The organism is Paenibacillus camerounensis (assembly GCF_000723885.1).
Taxonomy (GTDB): domain Bacteria; phylum Bacillota; class Bacilli; order Paenibacillales; family Paenibacillaceae; genus Paenibacillus_AQ; species Paenibacillus_AQ camerounensis.
In genome coordinates, this window is sequence record NZ_CCDG010000033.1 from 16,687 (window position 1) to 36,296 (window position 19,610).

A 19,610-nucleotide genomic window follows, 5' to 3' on the forward strand; every position below is an offset into this window, starting at 1 on the left:
GCTGCTGTTTATAGGCATGGACAGTCAGTTCCCCGTGTGAACAGGGCCTCTATGCCAGCTCGATCACGGCCATCTGGTGATTCTGAAGATGCGGAACGGTGTACGTAATCCCGCCGTCCGGGTCTGCCGTGAACGGCAGCTCACTCATCGCCGGGGCCAGGTAGACCCGCTTGACGGCTGAACCCGACGGGAGCCGCAGGCTGACGGAGACATCACGCAGCGGCACGATGTCCTCGATTACCTCTATGCGGCCCTTCAGCGCCGGAGCCGCATAGAGCAGGTGGTTCACATAGCGGCGCTCAGCCTGCTGATATTGCAGGGTCGTGATGCCCCGCGCCGGGAGGCTGGTGCTGAGCACTGGCTGCGGCAGCAGCCGGGACAGCGCATGGAGCACCATCTCCTTGAGGATGAGATGGCCGCCGTCCGCATATTCGCTGAATACATCCCAGGCGATGTAGATCCCGCTGCCGCTTTCGACCATGGCCGGCCCGTTGTCCTCCCGGGCACCCGGTGTGTGCTGATGCGAGCAGAAGGTGAAGACATCGCGGTTGAAATACGGGTTCTCCAGATGGCCCAGGGAGTTCCCGCCGTCCAGCTCTACGAGCTGACCCTCGCCGTACATGACAAAGGAAGCGGACTGCAGCGCACCGGGAGTGAAGTGCGGATGGAAATAGGACGGACGGTACGTATTCGTTCCCCGCCAGCTCACTCCCAGCTCCAGCGCAAAAGCATCCCCGGCCGGGTTCAGGCCGGATCTGCCGGTAGCCAGCACCTTGCCGCCTGCGGCGGTAAAGGCGGCAATCATTGCCGCCAGCTCCGGCCAGACCGGCACCTCATCCGGCAGCACCAGCACCTTGTAGGCTGACCAGTCACTATCTGTATCAACGATGTCATATAGATAGTGGCCTTCGGTCAGAATACGCACGGCTCCGGCATCGGCCAGATTGCGTGCGCCCTTCAGTGCCTGCCCGCCGGGGCAGGCTTCACGCGCCGCCTCCAGGGACAGGACGGCGATGTCGGCGACGGAGGTGACGCCGCTGCACCATGCCTCCTTTGCCTCTACCTCGGCGTATGCGGCGCCGATTAGAGCATAGGTGGCTTCATCCATCAGGCCGGACGGGTGAAGCTGGTCGCCGATGGAGCATTTGGCGCCGTGCGCGAGGCTGAGTGCGGCTTCATAGCGCAGCGCGTTCGGATGCTTGTAGCCGCCGAATTCGCCCCAGGAGGTATGGAATTTGCCGGTCATGCCGAGAAATTCCAGTCCGAGCGGCTGGGCGTAACGGGCGGACAGCGGGAAATGGTCGTAGCCCCAGCCCCCGGTCGGCAGCGACTCCAGCTCAAGATGGGTGTTGACATGGACGAGGTCACGCCGGCCCCGCTGCTGATGGCCGTTGTTGTGATAGACGGGAAGGCCGGGCTTCACGGCATCGATGGTCTCACGGACGCGGCGCGCATAGTTGAGGTAGGTCTGCTCGCCCAGGCGGACGACGGCGTCTTCGTCACGCGGGTCTTTGCCCTCTGCAAGCAGGGCGGCGACGCAGTACTGGCAGCGGCATTTGCGGGCGCCGACGATGTCGAGGAAGATGCCGTCCGCATCGTAACGGCTGACCACCTCATGAAGCTGGGCCAGGAGAATATCCAGATAAGGCGTGCCCAGGCAGAATTCGTGGTAACCCGGCGTCATGAAATCCTTCACCCAGCGCGTGCGGTCCTCCGCGTCGCGGATTAGCCACTCGGGATGGCGGCGGGCGAGCTTTTCATCAAGGCCGGCAGACAGATACACAGGTGTGCGGACGCCGATTTCGTGGGCAGCCTCAATCATTTCACCCAGCAGATCAAAGTCGAGATGCGGATGAATCTCATTGGCTTCACTGGGATGGTAGGCCCAGCCGTGATGGCATTTGGAGAACAGGGTGATGGAATCGACATGGCCGGCGTGCAGCATGGACTGGAACTGGGTTTTACTGAAATCCTGTCCGATGCCGGGAATGGCCTCGGAGGTATGAAAGTCGAGATGAACCTGACGGAAACGCATAGGTGAACAGCCCCTTATATAATTTGGATATAAAGCGATTCCCAGTCAATGTACCTCTTTTCTGCAAGCGCTACCAGTGATATTATAGACATGAACTAGCACAAAACCGACTTCAATACAGGAGGGGATAAGGTGCTCTGTCTGGAATTCACGATCCCGCCGCTGCCGAAATTCGTCACGGTGGGGCTGGCTGTCTGGTCCCCGGGTGACCGGCATTTTGCCCGTACCTTCGGGGTATATGATCTGCTGCTGGTTAAGCGCGGAACGATGTATATGGCTGAACAGGGAAAGGAATATGCAATCGGTCCGGGTAAGCTGCTGGTGCTTGAGGCAGGGCTGCCGCACGAGGGCTACCGGGTCTGTGAAGAGGATACGGAGATTTACTGGGTTCACTTCATTCATGAGGGGAAGCCGTCCTATATCCGGCAGGAGGATATTCCCTGGTCTGCACTGCTGGCCAAAGGAACGGTTGAGGATGAGGAGCCCTCTGCCCAGCAGCGGCTGTACATGCCGAAATTTGCTGCTGTAGACGTAGAGGCGCTGGAGCCGATTCTGGATGAGATGAACGAGATTCACAGCCGGCTGAATGCCGAGAATGCCCTGCGGCTCCATGTTTTGCTGGCCGAGCTGATGGCGGCGCTTCAGGCGGAATGCGCCCGCACCGCGCTGCCGGAGCCGGCGGTCCGGCTGGCCCGGGCAGCGGCGGCTTATCTAGACAGGCATTGGAAGGAGCCGTTTCAGGTGACGGGGCTGCAGGAGGAGCTGCATTTCCAGGCGGATTATATTACGCGGTGCATGAAGCAGCATATCGGCACAACGCCGCTGCAGTATGTGCTGCAGCGGCGGCTGGAGGAAGCCAAGAAGCTGCTCAGCGGTACCGTACTCAGCGTGTCTGACATTGCGGAACGGATAGGCATCCGTGATGTGAATTACCTGACCCGGCTGTTCAGCGCAAGATTCGGCATGACTCCGGCAGCCTACCGGCGGCGGCAGCGCCAGCGGGATGAAGCCGCCGCTGCAGGAGAGGGCAGGGAGTGATTATCCCTGCTCTCCGGAGCGGCTGATCCGTTCCCGGTATTCGGTTGGCGTGCAGTTATATAATTTGCGGAACTGGCGGGCGTAATAGTTCTGGTCATGGAAGCCGCTGTCCATAGCCACCCGGGATACCGGAAGGTCGGGATTGCGCAGCAGCGTGCAGGAATAGTCCAGCCGCTTGCGGATGACATAGTCCATGGGTGTGGTTTTGTAGTTCCGGGTAAAGACCCTCAGAAACTGGCGGGTTGACATATAAGCCATATCTGCCATGGATTGCAGGGTAACCGGCTGAAGGAAATGCTCCTCGATATAGGTAACCGCCTCACCGATCCGCAGCGCCTTGTTGTCCTCGCGGCCGCTGCTGTTCTGATAATAACGGGAGAGCATGCCTGCCAGCGCGGTAAAATAGGTACGGACCATCAGCCGGTAGCCGTCCTCCCGGCGCTCATGCTCAACCAGAATCAAATCGAGCAGCCGTGTAGCTTCAAGCAGCTGCCCGGCATCCAGCGAGAGCATGCCCCTGAAATACATCTCCTGGCGGTAAAAGGGCTCGATGTAGAACAAGGCCTGAAATCCGGGCAGCAGCCTGAGTTCAGACTGCTGCAGCAGCTCTTCGGGCTGGAACATCACGTTCACATACTGTATATCCTCGACATTCTTGTAGCCATGGGAAACACCGCTTTGAATCAGAAATACCTGGCCGGCCGTAACCGGATACTCTCTCCCCTCGATAATATGCACGGCGCTTCCCGACAGAATAACGACCAGCTCAGAGAAATCATGGCTGTGTACATAGTAATCATGCGTCAGCGGACATTTCTGGATCCGGAAGGTGAATCCGGGCTCAAGTCCGATGTCCCGCGCTAATAATTTGGTTGTCATGGCAATATTATGCTAAGGAAGGGCGATATCGTCAAGGCAGAAAAGGGCAGGCGGCGCTACCATTAGGTTGCGGGCATACCGCCGTTAAGGGAAGCTATACGCCTTGGCGTACTTGTCAGGAGGGAAAGCATGCTGCCTTTATTCACGACTAAGAAAACGGAGAACCACAATTCCGCACAGCCGCACATCCTGTTTCTTGGAGACAGCATCACGGCTGACGGTCAATATATCCGGCTGGCCGGAGAATGGCTGAAGAAGCACCGGCCGCACCCGGGAGTCCGGCTGACGGCACGGGGAGTGCCGAGCGAGACGGCCTCGGGACTCAGTGAAGCGGCGCATCCGTTTCCGCGTCCGTGTATCCATGAACGACTCACCGGGGAGCTTGCCGAAGCCTCCCCGGATGTAGTTGTGGCCTGCTACGGAATGAATGACGGAATCTATCATCCTTACTCCGCTGAAAGATTCACCGCCTATCAGGACGGAGTGAGGCGGCTGAGCGCACAAATCCATGAGGCCGGAGCCAGCGTGGTCCTGCTGACCCCGCCGCCGTTCGATGCCCTGTCCATGAACGGCCCGCTGCTGCCGGCGGAGGCGGACGGGTTCAGTTATCTTGCGCCATACAAGGAGTATGACCGGGTGCTGGAGCATTACGCGGACTGGCTGTTATCCGGGGGCTGCCCGGCTGATCGCGTCATTGACCTGCGCACGCCGCTGCTGCAGCACATCAGGCAGGAACGGTCGCTTAACGCCGCTTACCGATACGGTGACGGAATTCATCCGGATGCCTCGGGCCACCAGGTTATAGCGCATACGCTATTGCAGGAGCTCTTTGGTGCAGAGCCGGAATGATGGCCTCATGCGTGCCGGGAATAACAAAAGGTGCCCCATAGGACGGATTGACAGGAAAAATCAGCCGGGATTATAGTTAGGTCACCTAAGCGCAGGGGGAGTGAACCCATGAATGTACTCCAGACGATCCGCTCACGCAAATATCTGCAGCGGATTTTGCTCAGCTTTATGCTGGTGGTTGCCACACTGGCTGTTGCCTCGCTTTTGCTAAATGCCAGTGCCCGCAGCCGGGTGCTCAGCCTGCAGAATGAAGCTGACCGGAAGCTGCTGACCCAGATCAACTACAACGTTGAGAATATGAACGGCATCGTGAGAGATCTGGCAGTATCGCTGTACAACGACGAAGAGCTGCTCGCGCTGAAGTCAGGTGCAGATTACAAGCAGAGTATTCTCAAAATTGAACGTCTGAATCATACCGTCGCCTCATCGCCGTATCTGCACGCCGCTGTCTTTTATAACGGTGCCCAGCAGCGGTTCTTCTCGTCCCTTAACCATGACATCAATAACAGTACCCTGTATGGGGCTTTGGAGAGCTATATGGCTTCAAGGTCCGATCTGCCCAAGCTGCAGCTGATTCCCCTGGATCTTGACGGTAAAAACGAGGGGATCGACGTGTTTGCCTTCTTTCTCTATGACGGGGAGGCGCTGGGCTCCATTAACGACAATGTGCTGATTCTGACGGTGAAGCCGGACTGGATGCTGGATAATGTGAAAGCGCTTAATCTGGTCGCGGAGCGGCAAAATGATGTGCTGTTCATTACCGACAGCGAAGGCGAAGTGCTGATCTCGACCGACGGGCTGCTGCCAGCAGGGCTTAACATGAAGCAGGATCTGCTGCCGCGGCTCACGCCGTCGGATAAGCCGGTGGATTCCTTTATTTATAATCATGAAGACCGTAAATATAAGGTCACTTATTTAAGCAAGGCGCTGAATAACTGGCAGATTGTCAGCCTGCAGGATTATGATGTGGTGCTGGGCAGCGTGCGGCAGATGAAGTGGACTGAGGTGGCGGTCACGCTGTCCGTGGTTCTGCTTGCGGTCATGCTTTCCGTGTTCTTTTCGCTGCGGCTGTATAAGCCGGTGGGCCAGCTGCTGACGCTGGTGCCGCAGCATGAACGCGGTGCCCCGCAGGGCCTGGATGAGCTGTCGCTGATTGCGGCCAATGTAACCGAGATGATCGGCAAGCTGAAGGGGCTTGAGCAGGAGCGGGCCTCACAGTCGAATATCGCCAAGGTGTACCAGCTGCGCAGCCTGGTCGGGGCAAGCGGGAGTGTAGACGAGCACGCATTCCTGCAGATTAGAGAGCAGTATGGCATAGATATTGCTTATCCGGCCCCCCTCAGGCTGGCCCTGGTGCAGATTGACGATCTTCAGGGGCTTGCCGCCGGCCAGGGCGCTGCGATGGAGTCCCTGCTGTATTTTGCTATTGCCAATATCGGCCAGGAGCTGCTGCGCCAGGACGGCTCGTGCGAAGCTGTAGACATGAAAAGCGGGCATCTGATCTTTATCGCCGGAAGCGGAGCTGCTGCGGCAGACGGAAGCCCTGAAACAGGGACGCTGGAGCAGCTGAGCGGGAAATTCAGGGAGCTTCAGCAAACCGTCCAGGCCTACTACCGCATAACCTTTACGGTTACGCTCAGCGAGGTGTTCACAGATTACCGCAGCCTCACCCGGCATTATAATCTGGCAGTCCGTCACTCCAATTACCGGATGATTTACGGTAAGGGGGCGGTGCTTGAGCCGGAGCAGCTGCGGGAGAATGAACAGAATGAGACGCTGCGCATCCCGCAGGAGCTGGAGCGCCAGCTGACGGAGGGGCTGAAGGGCGGCGATCTGCAGGAGACGGAGCGGGCAATCCGCAGCTGGCGGGAGCTGCTCGGCAGCTTCAGCTACGAGAATATGTTCTCGGCGGTACTGCATCTTGCGGTTACGCTGAGCAACACGCTGGGGGAGATGAACAGCCATAACGTCAATCCGGTATCGGTCAACCTGCAGGCGATTAACCGGCGGATTCTGGAGAAAGAGACGCTTGATGAAATAGAAGCCGTGCTGCTGGAGGTGGTGCGCGAGGTGGCAGAGCAGCGGCGGAGCGGCCGCGAGGACAAGAACCGCCTGCTGGCCGAGATCGTGAAGGAGATCATTGACCGGCATTATGCCGACCCCGACCTCAATGTGCAGCGGATTGCCGACATGCTGAAGATGAGCTCCGTTTATCTGGGCCAGGTGTTCAAGGCGCAGGAGGGCATAACGGTGGTTGACCAGATTAATGCAGCGCGCCTGGCCTATGCCAGGGATTATCTGGAGCAGAAGGATTTGACCGTGACAGAGATTATGGAAAAGGTCGGCTTCGGCAACGAAAGCTATTTTTACCGGCTGTTCAAACGCCGCTACGGGACGACCCCGAAGGAATACCGTCTTAAATCAGCAATTGACCGCAGCAAATAACGCAACTGTAATGTACAGAATGCCGGGCCCGCGAATGAGATTTTTTCATTCAGCGGGCCTTTTTGGCTTTTTGCCGCACAGCCGCAGCAGGCCTCTGCCAAGGAACAGGAATCAGGGAACTGTACAGCCATGATTTACAGCATTCTTGTGATTGTACAGTACCGTAAATGCTTGCTGCTGCGCTATTCTAAGGCCATGCAAAGCCTGACACACAGGCAGCCGTTAACGAAGAAAGGAAGGGGCTTTGGTTATGCAGAAGAACATTTCACTCACCGGGCAGGGGGCACATGCAGGTGCGCCGCCGGGTAAACGCAGGAAGTCATGGGCCGGAAGAGAGCTGCATCATTTTAAGAACAACCGCGAGCTGTTTCTGCTCTCCCTGCCGGGACTTTTGTACAAATTGATATTTGCCTATATCCCCATGATCGGCCTGATTATCGCCTTCAAAAACTACCGCTATGATCTGGGCATCTTCGGCAGCAAGTGGGTGGGGCTGGATAATTTCCGTTATTTGTTCACCACCGATACAGCATGGCGGATTACCCGCAATACCGTTCTATATAACACCGCTTATATCCTGGTGGGGACCTCGGCGGCACTGCTGCTGGCGATCCTGATGAACGAAATCAAGGCCAAGGTGAGCAAGTTCTACCAGACGGCGCTGTTTTTACCCCATTTTCTGTCGTGGGTGCTGGTCGGGTATGTCGCTTACGCCTTTCTGAACCATTCCGACGGCTTCATTAACCGCACGCTGGAATCGTTCGGGCTTAATCCGGTCAGCTGGTACCAGAATGCCGCCCCGTGGCCGGTCATTCTCATCCTGGTGCAATTATGGAAGGTGGTAGGCTTCAACACGCTGATTTATTTTGCCGGCATTATTGGAATCAACAGTGAATATTACGAGGCGGCGCGGATCGACGGGGCAACCAAACGGCAGATGGCGTTCAAAATCACCATTCCGCTCATGGCTCCAATCATCATCATCATGCTGATTCTGTCCATCGGGAATATGTTCCGCGGCGACTTCGGCCTGCACTATTTTATCCCGAACAACTCGGGTTTTCTCTACGGTTCTACAGATATTATTGATACCTATGTGTACCGTGCGCTGCGTGAAGTCGGCAATGTGAGCATGTCTGCCGCTACAGGTTTTTACCAGTCGGTTGTCGGGCTGGTGCTGGTGCTGACGGCTAACGGCATTGTGCGCAAAGTCGATCCTGATAATTCTCTATGGTAAGGAGGTGCCAGACAGTGGCCCGAAAGTTCGAATTCTCCAAGCTGTTCATTAATCTGCTGTTTACGTTGCTTTCGCTTATAGTCATTCTGCCGTTTCTGCTGGTCGTTGCTGTGTCGCTGACAGACGAAAAGTCGCTGACCGCTAACGGATACCAGTTCATCCCGGAAACATTCAGTCTGGACGCCTACCGCTATCTGCTGGACGCCCCGGATATCCTGTTCCGCGCCTACGGGGTGACTATCACCATAACCATTGTCGGAGCGCTGTTAGGCCTGCTGCTGACTGCGATGACCGCTTATGTCATTTCCCGGCAGGATTACCGGTATAACCGGGTGACCACCTTTTATGTGTTCTTTACGATGCTGTTCAGCGGCGGGCTTGTTCCCTCGTACATCCTCATCACGCAATATCTTCACCTGAAGGACAGTCTGTGGGCGCTGATTCTGCCGATCCTGCTGTCGCCGTTCAACATCATGGTCATGAAAGGGTTCATGTCCAAGATTCCGCTCGAGATCATTGAATCGGCCAAAATCGACGGGGCGCGGGAGTTCCGCATCTTTTTCCGGATCATTCTGCCGCTCTCCACTCCGGCGCTGGCGACACTCGGTCTGTTAATCTCCTTCACCTACTGGAACGAATGGTTTAACGCGATGCTCTATATCGATGATCCGAATAAGGTGCCGCTGCAGCTGCTGCTGGTGCGGACGCTCAACAGTATTGAGTTCCTTACCACCAATTCAGAGTTTACCGGACAGCTCGGCATCGATTTGTCCAGCTTCCCGAACAGCTCGGCGCGGATGGCGATTGCGGTGCTGGCCGGCGGTCCGATGCTGGTGATCTTCCCGTTTTTCCAGCGGTTTTTTGTCAAAGGGCTTACGGTTGGCTCCCTAAAGGGTTAACATACAATCATGTACAAAGTACAGGAGGTCACACACATGAAAAAAAGGCTGTTTGGAGTTCTGGCGCTTGTATTGCTGGCAGCATCGGTGCTTAGCGCCTGCGGCGGCAACGGCAACAACGGAAACAACGGGAACAGTGCAGGGGGCACTGCCACGGAAGGCGCACAGACGGCGGCTCCGGCTACGGATTCAGGTACAGAGGAGCTGAAGCCGGTAGAGCTGACCTGGTATTATCCGCTGTCACAGCTGCAGGCCGACCAGGCGAAGGTGCAGGAGGAAGTCAACAAGATTGTGAAGGAAAAAATCAATGCCACAGTCAAGCTGATGCCGGTCGCTGTCGGGGACTATGTGCAGAAGATGAACACGGTGCTGGCCGCAGGCGAGAAGTTCGACATTCTCTGGACCGGGTACATGCTGAAGCCGGAAGAGCTGGTCCGCAAAGGCGCCATTCAGCCGATGGATGATCTGCTGGATCAATATGCCCCTGAGCTGAAGGCCGATGTGCCGCAGGTGATGTGGGACGGTCTCTCGGTAGACGGGGAGATTTACGGGATTCCGAATCAGCAGATTAACGGCTCGCGTTACGGGTTCATCATCCAGAAGCGTTTTGCCGACAAGTACAATCTTGATACCGCTTCCATCAAAAAGCTCGCTGATATCGAGCCGTTCCTGGCCCAGATCAAGCAGAACGAGCCGGACATTATTCCATTTGGCGTATTCGGCACCTCCTTTATCAATCCGCAGTCGCATGATGACCAGTACTGGGTAGTTCCGGGGCTGGATGACCACTTCTATATCAAAACCGATGATCCTACCTACACGCTGCACCGTTACCCGGAAGAGGAGCTCGACAATTTCCGGCTGGCCAGCAAATGGTATAAGGAAGGCTATATCTACAAAGATGCCGCTACGGAAAAAATGAACGATTATCTCACCAAAGGCCAGATTGCCGTTGATTTCAACGTTACGCTCAAGCCGGGTGTTGAAGCAGAGGTTAAAGCCAAAAACGGCGGCAACGAGGTCATTACGGTTCCGCTGAGCGACTGGTTCTCCAACGGCTATTCGGCAACGACCAACCAGTCGATCAGCCGCACAGCTGCGAATCCTGAACGGGCCATGATGCTCCTGAACCTGGTGAATACTGACAAGGACCTGTACAATCTGCTCTGCAATGGCGTAGCCGGAGTCCACTATGAGAAGACAACAGGCGACTACATCAAGGCGCTGCCGGATTCGCGGTATATGCCGAATATGGACTGGGTTTTTGGCAGCGTCTTCAATTCCTACCTGAAGGAAGGCCAGCCGGAGAATGTCTGGGAAGAGACCAAGAAGATCAATTCAGACTCCGAGGTTAATCCTGTCGGCGCCTTCAAGTTCAACTCCGAGCCGGTCAATACAGAAATCGCCAATCTGAACGCCGTATGGGGCGAATACAAGCGCGGGCTGGTTACAGGCACACTGGATTTCGAAGAAACCTGGCCTGCGCTGTACGGCAAGCTGAAGGAAGCCGGCGAAGAGAAGTACGTGGCGGAAGTAACGAAGCAATTCGAGCAGTTCCTGAAGGATAAAGGCTTGAAGAAGTAAGACTAGAGACACTGCAATACTGGAGAAACCTGCTGCTCATTGACGGCTTTGCCCATTTAAACATGCTGGCAGGGCCGTCTCATTTTGATCCGAAAGGAAGAGGAGCTATGGTGAAAAAAAGGTTACTTGCAGCCCTTATGGCTGGTCTGCTGTTCATGACGATTCCCGTTCCGGCCATTACGTCTTCAGTGTCGGCGGAAGGTACAAACCCTGGTATGACATTGTATGTAGCTACAAATGGAAGCGATTCCAATAGTGGGGCGCTGAATGCCCCGTTTCTGACGCTGGAAAAAGCGCGTGACGCCATCCGTACGCTGAAAGCGGAGGACGGGCTGCCGGAAGGCGGCGTTACGGTCATGCTGCGCGAAGGCCGGTATGAACGGACTGCAAGCTTCGAGCTGCGCCAGCAGGATTCAGGTGAAGCGGGCAAGCCTATCATTTACACGGCTTATCCAGGGGAGTCCGTAACATTATCCGGCTCTAAGCACCTGGCGAAGTCAACGTTCGTACCAGTCACTGATTCAGCTATTCTCGGCCGCATCATCAGCCCGGAGGCAAGAACCAAGGTGCTGGCTGCCGATCTGGCAGCGCTGGGCATTACCGATTACGGCCAGCTCAGCCGCCACGGCTATTATCTGGCGAATGATCTGAGCGAGGTGCCGCCGATGGAGCTGTATGTGGCCGGGGAAGGAATGACATTGGCACGTTGGCCTAATGAATCCACTGTACAGATGGATGAAATTATTGATCCGGGTCCGACGCGGCGTGATCCGAACGGGGAGGTTCACACGCGCGGAGGCACCTTTATCTACACGTATGACCGGCCCCAGTACTGGACACAGGCGGAGGATATCTGGCTGGACGGGATTTTCGGCTACAGCTGGGAATGGTCGTACAACAAAATCGCCTCCATCGACACAGCCGCCAAAACGATCACCCTCCGTTACGGGGAGATGAGCGGGCTGTTCAAGAACTGGTATCCCGATTTTCATTTTGCGCAAAACCTGCTTGAAGAGATCGACATGCCCGGCGAGTATTACATCGACCGCACTGCGGGCAAGCTGTACTTCCTGCCTAATGCCAGCTTTGCGGCTTCAACAGACCCCGATATTGAAGTCACGATGCTCAAAACACCGATGATTAACGCGCTGAGCGCCTCTTACATCGACTTCTCGGAGCTGGTGCTGGAGAACGGCCGCGATTCGGCGGCGGTATTTATGGGCGGCAGCCATATGCGTATCCTGAACAGCGAGATCCGCAATTTCACCAACAGCGGTGTGCTGATCAATACGCAAAGCCGTTTCTACTATAACAACTTTGAAGGGGCACCCGGAACGGATCATGATATTATCAGCACCCATATCCATCATATCGGCGGCACGGCCGTTACATTGACAGGCGGCAACAAAACAACACTGCAGCCGGGAAACAACGCCGTGGAGAACTCGCATATCCATGATTTTGCCTATTACCACAAGGCTTATAATCCGGGGGTTCTGCTGTCCGGCGTCGGCAACCGGATGTCGCATAATGAGCTGCATGACGCGCCCCATCCCGGCGTGCTGATCTTCGGCAACGACCACACCGTGGATTATAACGAAATTTATGATGTATGTACCACCTTCTCCGACCTTGGCGCGATCTACATGAATGCGGGCGAGCAGCCCCATGAGCGGGGCACCGTCATTAAGCGCAACTACTTCCATAATATCGGGGAGAGCAAGGCGGGGGTGGAGGGCGTCTATCCCGACAACTTCACGATGGGGCTGACCATTGACGAGAATATTTTTTATAAAATGGGCAATTCAGCCATTAAAAACAACGGCGGCGCGCACATCCAGACCCGCAACAATATTTTTATCGACAGCAAAATTCCGTACGATTATGCCGACCTGTATCTCGGGGACGAGCCGGATGACCAGGTGCCGTTAAATTACATGCCGAAGTGGCAGGCGCTGTTCGCAGCGAACAACAATTTTACAGGTACGCCTTACATGGCGAAGTATCCCGAGCTGGCGGACTTTTTCACAGAGAACCGTTATTATCCCGACACCAACACGTTCCAGGGGAATGTCATTTACAATCCGGTGGTAGCGCGCAGTGTAACAACCAATGTGTACGGGGCTTATGACAAATTCGGGCTCGTGCAATATGCGGATAACTGGGTGACCACCGCAGACCCGGGCTTCACTGATCTGGCCGGCGGGGATCTGTCCCTGCGTCCGGATGCAGAGGTGTTCAGTGCCATTCCGGGCTTCCCGGACATTCCGTTTGCCGACATCGGCATCAATGGCAAAGCGGGAACAACGGCAGGACCGGACAGCTATCCGGTACAGGAGGTAGTGGTTTATGACCAGGCCATTACCGTAGACCGCTGGAAAACAGTCAAGCTGCGCACGGCGGTTCTGCCGTGGAATACGAATCAGCCTGCATTGACCTTTACCTCTGCTGATCCTGCTGTTGCATCCGTAGACAGTGCCGGTATTGTAACCGGTGGGATGGTCGGCAGCACGGTGATTACGGTGGCTTCAGCGGTGAATCCGCTGCTTACAGCCCAGGTTAGCGTAACCGTGGAGGCGGGCGACGGCGTAATGGACTTCACCAATTTTGAATCGGGAGCGAACGGCTGGAGCCAGGACGCTTACCGCAGCATCGAGAAGATCGGCGGGAACCGCTGGGACAAGGTGCTGAACGGGGCCTCGTCACTCAGCGCCAAAAGCTTCTCCGAATATGAGCTGAGCTTCCGGCTCAAGACACCGGCAGTGATGGGTGACAATGTGACTCTGTATGTGTTTGACCGGCAGGCCGGCAGCGGCTCCAGCAGGATCGGCTACAAGACAAGGGCCGACGGCAGCTCGGCCTGGCTGCTGTACAATTCGGCCTGGACGGTGCTGAAGGAAGTGAAGCTGCCGGAGCATGACCTGCTGCCGGATACGGAATACAACGTCAAAATGCTCGTAAAAGGCGGAGACATCAGTCTCTACCTGGACGGGGAATTCCGGCTGAAGGGCAATGACCCCGGACATAATGCAGCAGGGAAGGTCGGCTTCTATGTCAATAATGTCAGCCACATGCTGTTCGATGACATTCAGTTCAAGGCCCCGACTACCGGGCTGGCCGGAATCATTCCGGCGGAGAGCCAGGTGCGTTTAGCCGCCGGGGAACAGCAGCAGCTGCATTTGTCCTTCGATCCTTCGGATACGCCTGACACGGGAGTTACCTGGCAGTCGGCCAATCCGGCGGTGGCTACTGTAGACCAGACAGGAGTCGTCAGCGCCGTGTATGAAGGAAACACAGTAATTACAGCTGTATCAGTGGCAAATCCGCTGATTAAGGCAGACATTGCCGTAACCGTCTCCAATATCATGCATGAGACTACGTTTGAGAACGGCGGCAACGGCTGGCCGGTGGACCCTAACCGCAGCATCTCAGCCGACCCGGACGGAAACCGGCGCTACAAGCTGCTGAACGGGGCTACGGCTCTGCTCGAGCGCAGCTTTACGTCCTACCAGCTGGAGTTCAAGCTGAAGACACCGTCCGTGATGCCTGATAACGGGATTCTCTATCTCTTTGACCGCCAGGACAGTGCCGGCTCGACCCGGATCGGTTACCGCACCCGGGCTGACGGCACCTCGGCCTGGATTCTGTACAATACCGCCTGGCTGAAGCTGACCGAGTCCGTCCTGCCGGGTCATGACCTGCAGCCGGATACAGAATATACGGTGAAGCTGACGGCCAAGGACGGCGATATCAGCGTATATGTAGACGGCGCGCTAAGGCTGACCGGCAGCGATCCGGGCCACCGGCCTTCGGGCAAGGTCGGCTTCTACACCAGCGGCTTTGACTATATGCTGTTCGACGACATTGTGTTCTCGGTTATGCCTTGAGTGGTTGAGAGTTAGAGCTAGAGTGAGAGTGCAAGTGCAAGAGTGCAAGAGTGCAAGAGTGCAAGGGAGTAAGAGAGTAAGAGAGTAAGAGAGTAAGAGAGTAAGAGAGTAAGAGAGCAAGAAAGCAAAGTGCAAGAGTGCAGGAGTAAAAGAGTAAAGGAATAAAGGAATAAAGGAATAAAGGAATAAAGGAATAAAGGAATAAAGGAGTACTTAAGGCTGGCGGCGCCCTCCCTGCGGGGAGGGCTTTTGTGTTCTTGCAAAGCAACCAGGGAATTATTCTACCTGTTTGAATGGAACTGGAAAAATGAAATTGAGGATAAAGCAGCGGAGGAGTTGTGGGCGGGCCGTAGGAGCTGTTGCAGCGATTATGTCTGCGGGTTTCGGCCGCAAAAAGCGGTTCTAATTAAGAAGTTTGCAAATAACAGCGGCCTGAGTCCACACATTCACTGGAGTCACTGGAGTTATTGCCAATTCCCAAATAGAGGGATCACTTTATTGTACCTGTGCGGATAAATATATGTGGAAATTATCCATCTAATACTTCGTCAAACAATATTGTTTGTTCATTAATGGGAAAAACTCCACTTAATTTGAACTTATTTGCCTCCAAAGTAATGTTTGAGCCGAATTAGGTGGAGTTTTTCCAAATAATCTTTATAAAACATAAAAAGGTAAGAAATAGCTGGAGAATATCTAACTAATCATTTAAAAAAAAGTAAATAATGTAGCGTTTTAAAAAGGTCAGCCCTATGTTGGGGCAAAAGCCCGGCATTCGTGTATTGTACAAATTTAATCGGTCGAAGCCGTGTCGTTATCATGCTAAACAAGGGCAGCATCGTCAAGGTATTGCCGGTTTGTATACGGTAACATGATAGAGAACACAACGTTTGGGAGGTGCAGCATGAAGCGCTGTTTGTATAGGGCCGAATGGCTCGGGGATGAGAAGGAGGCAGCTGCTTTTTTCGGGAGCGGCGGGCTTCCAGTTTCGCTTAAAGAAGCGATGGTGCGTCTGCGTGTAGATCATTTAAGCCTGTTTACCGCCGGTAAACAGCTGTTTCTGTATTATGAGTGCGGGGCAGTGACGGTTACACCGGAGCAACTGCTGCCGGATGCCTCACAGCGGCTCGAAGTCTGGCCGGGAGGGGAGCCAGAGCGGCGCTGGGCACCGCTGGCTGATATTTTTCATTATCAGCAGCCTGTGTCGGCAGAGCATTGGGAGCGGGGGAATGCTGCGGGCAGGCCCTATGGCCGCCTGGCTATGCTGAAGCCGGAAGCGGCGGCGAGCTATATTTACTATCACTATCAGTATCAGGAGGAGCGGCCGGGGGACGGGGATAAGTATGGAATTATCGGGCTGCATGAGAATGTGTTGTTTTTTTATGCCGAGAAGCCGGATACCCGGGAGCCTGCCCCGTATGAAGGCAAGCTGAAAACCTCACTGCGTCCCGATAATTGGGGAGAAGTAATGGAGCCGCATTTTATGAAATGGGAAGATGCACCGGTTGGTCAGGAGCTGTGGAAGAACATGGAGCTGCTGCTTGAGGTGTGCTCTTTGAGCGGAAAGCAGGGGGGTGCGGCATGCGTAATTTGTTTTGCCTGAACGGGGAGTGGGATTTCATGCCCCTGTATAATCAGCCGCAATGCCGCAGCCTGCCGGAAACCATCGTGTACGAGGAGTGCAAGGTGCTGGTACCCTCCAGCTGGAGGAGGACCTATCCGCAGCCGGACGGCAAAACCTTCGGAAAGATTCCGGAGTATGATTATGCACCCTTTGATCTGTATGGTTATCCGGAGGAATGGGATGCCGCGGAGGCAGGAGTGCTGCACCGCAGCTTCCGGGTTCCGGAGGACATGGCGGGACAGCGGATCGTGCTGCGGCTGGATGCGATTATGCAGAAGGCTGTCATCTATATAGACGGTCAAGAAGCCGGAGTATGGGAAGACGGCTATCTGCCGCTCAGGCTCGATATCACTTCCATGGTAGAGCAGGGTCGGGAGCATCAGCTGCATGTGTTGTGCAGCAGCTTCGACACGGTTCTCCTGCCGAATGGAACGTCCAAGATTACCGGGCTGATGGGCTCCTGGTACGGCAGAATCAGCCGGGGCATCTGGCAGGATGTGTATCTGGAAGGCTATCCTCAGCTTGCGCTGGAGGATGTGACGATTCGTACCTCTGTGAGGGAAGGTCGGTTAGAGGTTCAGGTGCTGGCAGCCGGGACAGAAGCAGCAGCCGCTGGCCGAGGCCCGTTAAAGGTAAGGCTGAGCGTATGGGAGAAGGGTGTGCTGCGGCAGGGGGAAGACGGGGCGGAAAGGCCGGATGTGCGGGAAGGCTATGAGGATACCGGGGAGCAGGAAGAGCTTAAAGAGCTTATAGAGATGAAAGAGCTGGAAAAATCGGAAGAGCTAGAAGAGTTGGAAGAAGAGTTGAGAAAGCTGGAAGAGCAAGAAGAGCAAGAAGAGCTGAAAGAACAGAGGGTGCTTAGAATAATCGGGGGAGTACCGGGAGCTGCTGCAGGTCCTGATGGAACCGGTGCGATAGGGCTGTCTGATCCGGGAGAACCAGACAGTGCAGCCCCTGCTGCTGACGGTTTGGTCCAGCCTGAGGAATGTGCCGGTGAGCCTGCCGCTGCCGTTCCGGTCCTGTCAGTAGAAGCTATGGCTGAGCCGGTAGCTGCCGCATCTGCCGAGAAGCTTAGGCTGTGCGAGAATGCCCGGGATGGAGCTGTATACAGCTCCTCCTTCCAGCTGGATTGGAACAATGCCCGGCTGTGGAGTGCGGATCAGCCGTTTCTCTACACTGCGGTGCTGGAACTGCTGGAGGGCGAAACGGTTATTGACCGTTACACTGAGGATTTTGGCTTCCGCGAATTTTGGAGCGAAGGACCGCAGTTTATGCTGAACGGCATTCCGGTCAATCTGCGCGGTGATTCCTGGCATTTTCAGGGCGGGCTGCAGGTGACAGAGGCTTATATCCGTAACTGGTACCGGATTTGCCGGAGCGTCGGTATCAACAGCATCCGGCTGCATGCCGAGCCCTACCCGGCAGATTATCTACGCATTGCCGATGAGGAAGGCATGCTGATTGTTGACGAGACGGCGATTTACGGCTCGGGCAAATCGATGCTGGCTGACCATCCGGCCTATGTAGAGAACTGCCGGCAGCATGTGCGGCGGCTGGTCCAGCGTGACAAGAACCATCCGTCCGTTATCTTCTGGAGCCTGCAGAATGAAATGCGCTGGGTGGACGGACGGGACGGTTTCAAGCTGCACATGCCGGGTCTGATGGAGGAGATCCGCAGGCTTGACCCTACCCGGCTGATTATCGCCGAAGGGGATAACCGGCTGTTGACCAAGGAGCATACGGAGGTGGAGAGCCGTCACTATAATATCGACGGAACCATCTACCAGTGGGATCGGACGGCTCCGCTGACGTTCGGGGAGCACGGCGGCTGGTGGTATATCTGCCCGCAGAACAGCAGTATGTACACCGGTCTTGAAGTCTACCGGGGAACGGATGAGAGCACTGCGGGGCTGGCCCAGAAGGAGCGGCTGTTTGTGGAGTATGCCAGACGGCAGGAGGTATCCGGCATCTCGACCTTTAATTTCGCCCATTACTTCATGCGGGCGATGCCGGAAATTGATCTGGCACTGCCGCTTGCTGATCCGGCTACGCCAGGAGTGAAACCGAAGACGGTACCTGCCTATTCACTGACGATTAACAACGGAATGCTGCCGGAGGAATATCCGCTGTATATTCCCAACCCCGCCTTTGCCATTATGGCTGAAGCATTCAAGCCCGCAACGATTGTGGCGGCTGAAGACAACAGCTGGTTCTATGATGATAAGCCGGTTGTCCGCAGCTTTGATGTGTATAACGATACGTATTCTTGCCAGGATGTCCGGATAGAGGTCGTAATCCGCCAGGGCGGCAAGAGCATCCATGAGCAGAGCTTCCGGTATGTTCAGCAGCCTGCTGAACATAAGGTTATCGGACTGGAGTGGATGCCTGGCCCGGCCGGTGACGGGGAACAGGCAGAGTTGACAGCACTGCTGTTCCATGGAGGACAGCAGCTGCACGAGCTGCGTCTGGAATACAGAATGGTATCGGCAAGCTTGCTTGAGCAGCCGCTAAACCTCCGGCGGCAGGCAGCCTATTACGGATCACAAGCTGATTTTGCTTATATCCGCAGGCTGGTTCCGGGCTGTAAGCAGGTCGACTCCGCTGAGGTGGCCGGACTTGCTGCCGGTTCGCTGCTGATTGTCGGCAGCTATGCGGAGGATGCGGACGGCACGCTTGAGGCCGGGCTGCAGGCCTTCGCCGCACGCGGCGGCCGGGTGCTGCTGCTGGAGCAGAGCAGCTTGTCGCCCGGCAGGCTGCCGCTCTCGCGGAGGCCTTTCCTCCGCGCCCATGCCGGCAGCTACCGGCATCCGGTGCTGGAGGGTTTCGACGACAGCAGCCTCATGTTCTGGCACGCGGAGCTGCGTGAAGAAGGGCCGCTGCCGATCATCCGCGCGGCCTTCGAGAAGCCGGTGACCGGCGATTTCACCCTGCTGCTGGAATGCAGCTCGGGCGATTTCGGCGACGGCGGCGATCTGTGGACGCCGCTCCTGGAATACCGCAGCGGAGCGGGCCTGCTCCTGGCCAATCAGCTGGAGCTGATGGCCAATCTGGAGCAGATCCCGCAGGCCTGCCTGCTGCTGCGGAACCTGCTGGCCTACGCCGGGGGCACCGCCGGCGCAGGCCAGCCCCTCCC

General features: G+C 56.0%; 11 protein-coding genes. 9 read left to right on the top strand and 2 right to left on the bottom strand.

Annotation, left to right across the window (positions count from 1 at the left end):
• Positions 1-49 precede the first annotated feature (49 nt).
• Complete coding sequence (locus BN3772_RS12705; protein WP_042199819.1) at positions 50-2,035, bottom strand: alpha-amylase family protein; 1,986 nt, start codon at positions 2,033-2,035, stop codon at positions 50-52.
• A gap of 132 nt (positions 2,036-2,167) precedes the next feature.
• Here BN3772_RS12705 and BN3772_RS12710 point away from each other — a divergent pair, with 132 nt between their 5' ends.
• Positions 2,168-3,073: an AraC family transcriptional regulator gene (locus BN3772_RS12710; protein ID WP_042199821.1), complete on the top strand. Its 906-nt coding sequence runs from the start codon at positions 2,168-2,170 to the stop codon at positions 3,071-3,073.
• Here the strand turns inward: BN3772_RS12710 and BN3772_RS12715 are convergent, their stop codons facing one another.
• Complete coding sequence (locus tag BN3772_RS12715) at positions 3,074-3,952, bottom strand: helix-turn-helix domain-containing protein (RefSeq protein WP_052380484.1); 879 nt, start codon at positions 3,950-3,952, stop codon at positions 3,074-3,076.
• 129 nt (positions 3,953-4,081) lie between these two features.
• Between BN3772_RS12715 and BN3772_RS12720 the strand changes: the two genes are divergently transcribed.
• The 8 genes from BN3772_RS12720 to BN3772_RS12760 all read left to right on the top strand — a co-directional run.
• A complete protein-coding gene (locus tag BN3772_RS12720; RefSeq protein ID WP_052380485.1) occupies positions 4,082-4,801 on the top strand; it encodes a GDSL-type esterase/lipase family protein in 720 nt (239 codons plus the stop codon).
• Positions 4,802-4,909: 108 nt separating this feature from the next.
• Positions 4,910-7,246 carry a helix-turn-helix domain-containing protein gene (locus BN3772_RS12725; RefSeq protein ID WP_042199823.1) on the top strand — a complete coding sequence of 779 codons (2,337 nt, stop codon included), beginning with the start codon at positions 4,910-4,912 and terminating at the stop codon, positions 7,244-7,246.
• 250 nt (positions 7,247-7,496) lie between these two features.
• Entirely contained in the window at positions 7,497-8,483 is a 987-nt protein-coding gene (locus tag BN3772_RS12730) for an ABC transporter permease (protein ID WP_042199825.1), read from the top strand.
• 14 nt (positions 8,484-8,497) lie between these two features.
• Positions 8,498-9,382 carry a carbohydrate ABC transporter permease gene (locus tag BN3772_RS12735; protein WP_042199826.1) on the top strand — a complete coding sequence of 295 codons (885 nt, stop codon included), beginning with the start codon at positions 8,498-8,500 and terminating at the stop codon, positions 9,380-9,382.
• Positions 9,383-9,418: 36 nt separating this feature from the next.
• Positions 9,419-10,966, top strand: coding sequence for an ABC transporter substrate-binding protein (locus tag BN3772_RS12740; protein ID WP_042199827.1), 1,548 nt, complete (start codon positions 9,419-9,421; stop codon positions 10,964-10,966).
• A 107-nt stretch (positions 10,967-11,073) separates the two neighbouring features.
• On the top strand, positions 11,074-14,853 hold the full coding sequence (locus BN3772_RS12745) for an Ig-like domain-containing protein (RefSeq protein WP_244444731.1): 3,780 nt from the start codon (positions 11,074-11,076) through the stop codon (positions 14,851-14,853).
• 904 nt (positions 14,854-15,757) lie between these two features.
• On the top strand, positions 15,758-16,456 hold the full coding sequence (locus BN3772_RS12755; RefSeq protein ID WP_042199829.1) for a hypothetical protein: 699 nt from the start codon (positions 15,758-15,760) through the stop codon (positions 16,454-16,456).
• Positions 16,435-19,610, top strand: a 3,176-nt coding sequence (locus tag BN3772_RS12760) for a glycoside hydrolase family 2 protein (RefSeq protein WP_042199830.1), incomplete at its 3' end; no start/stop codon positions are given. The genes BN3772_RS12755 and BN3772_RS12760, both read left to right, overlap by 22 nt.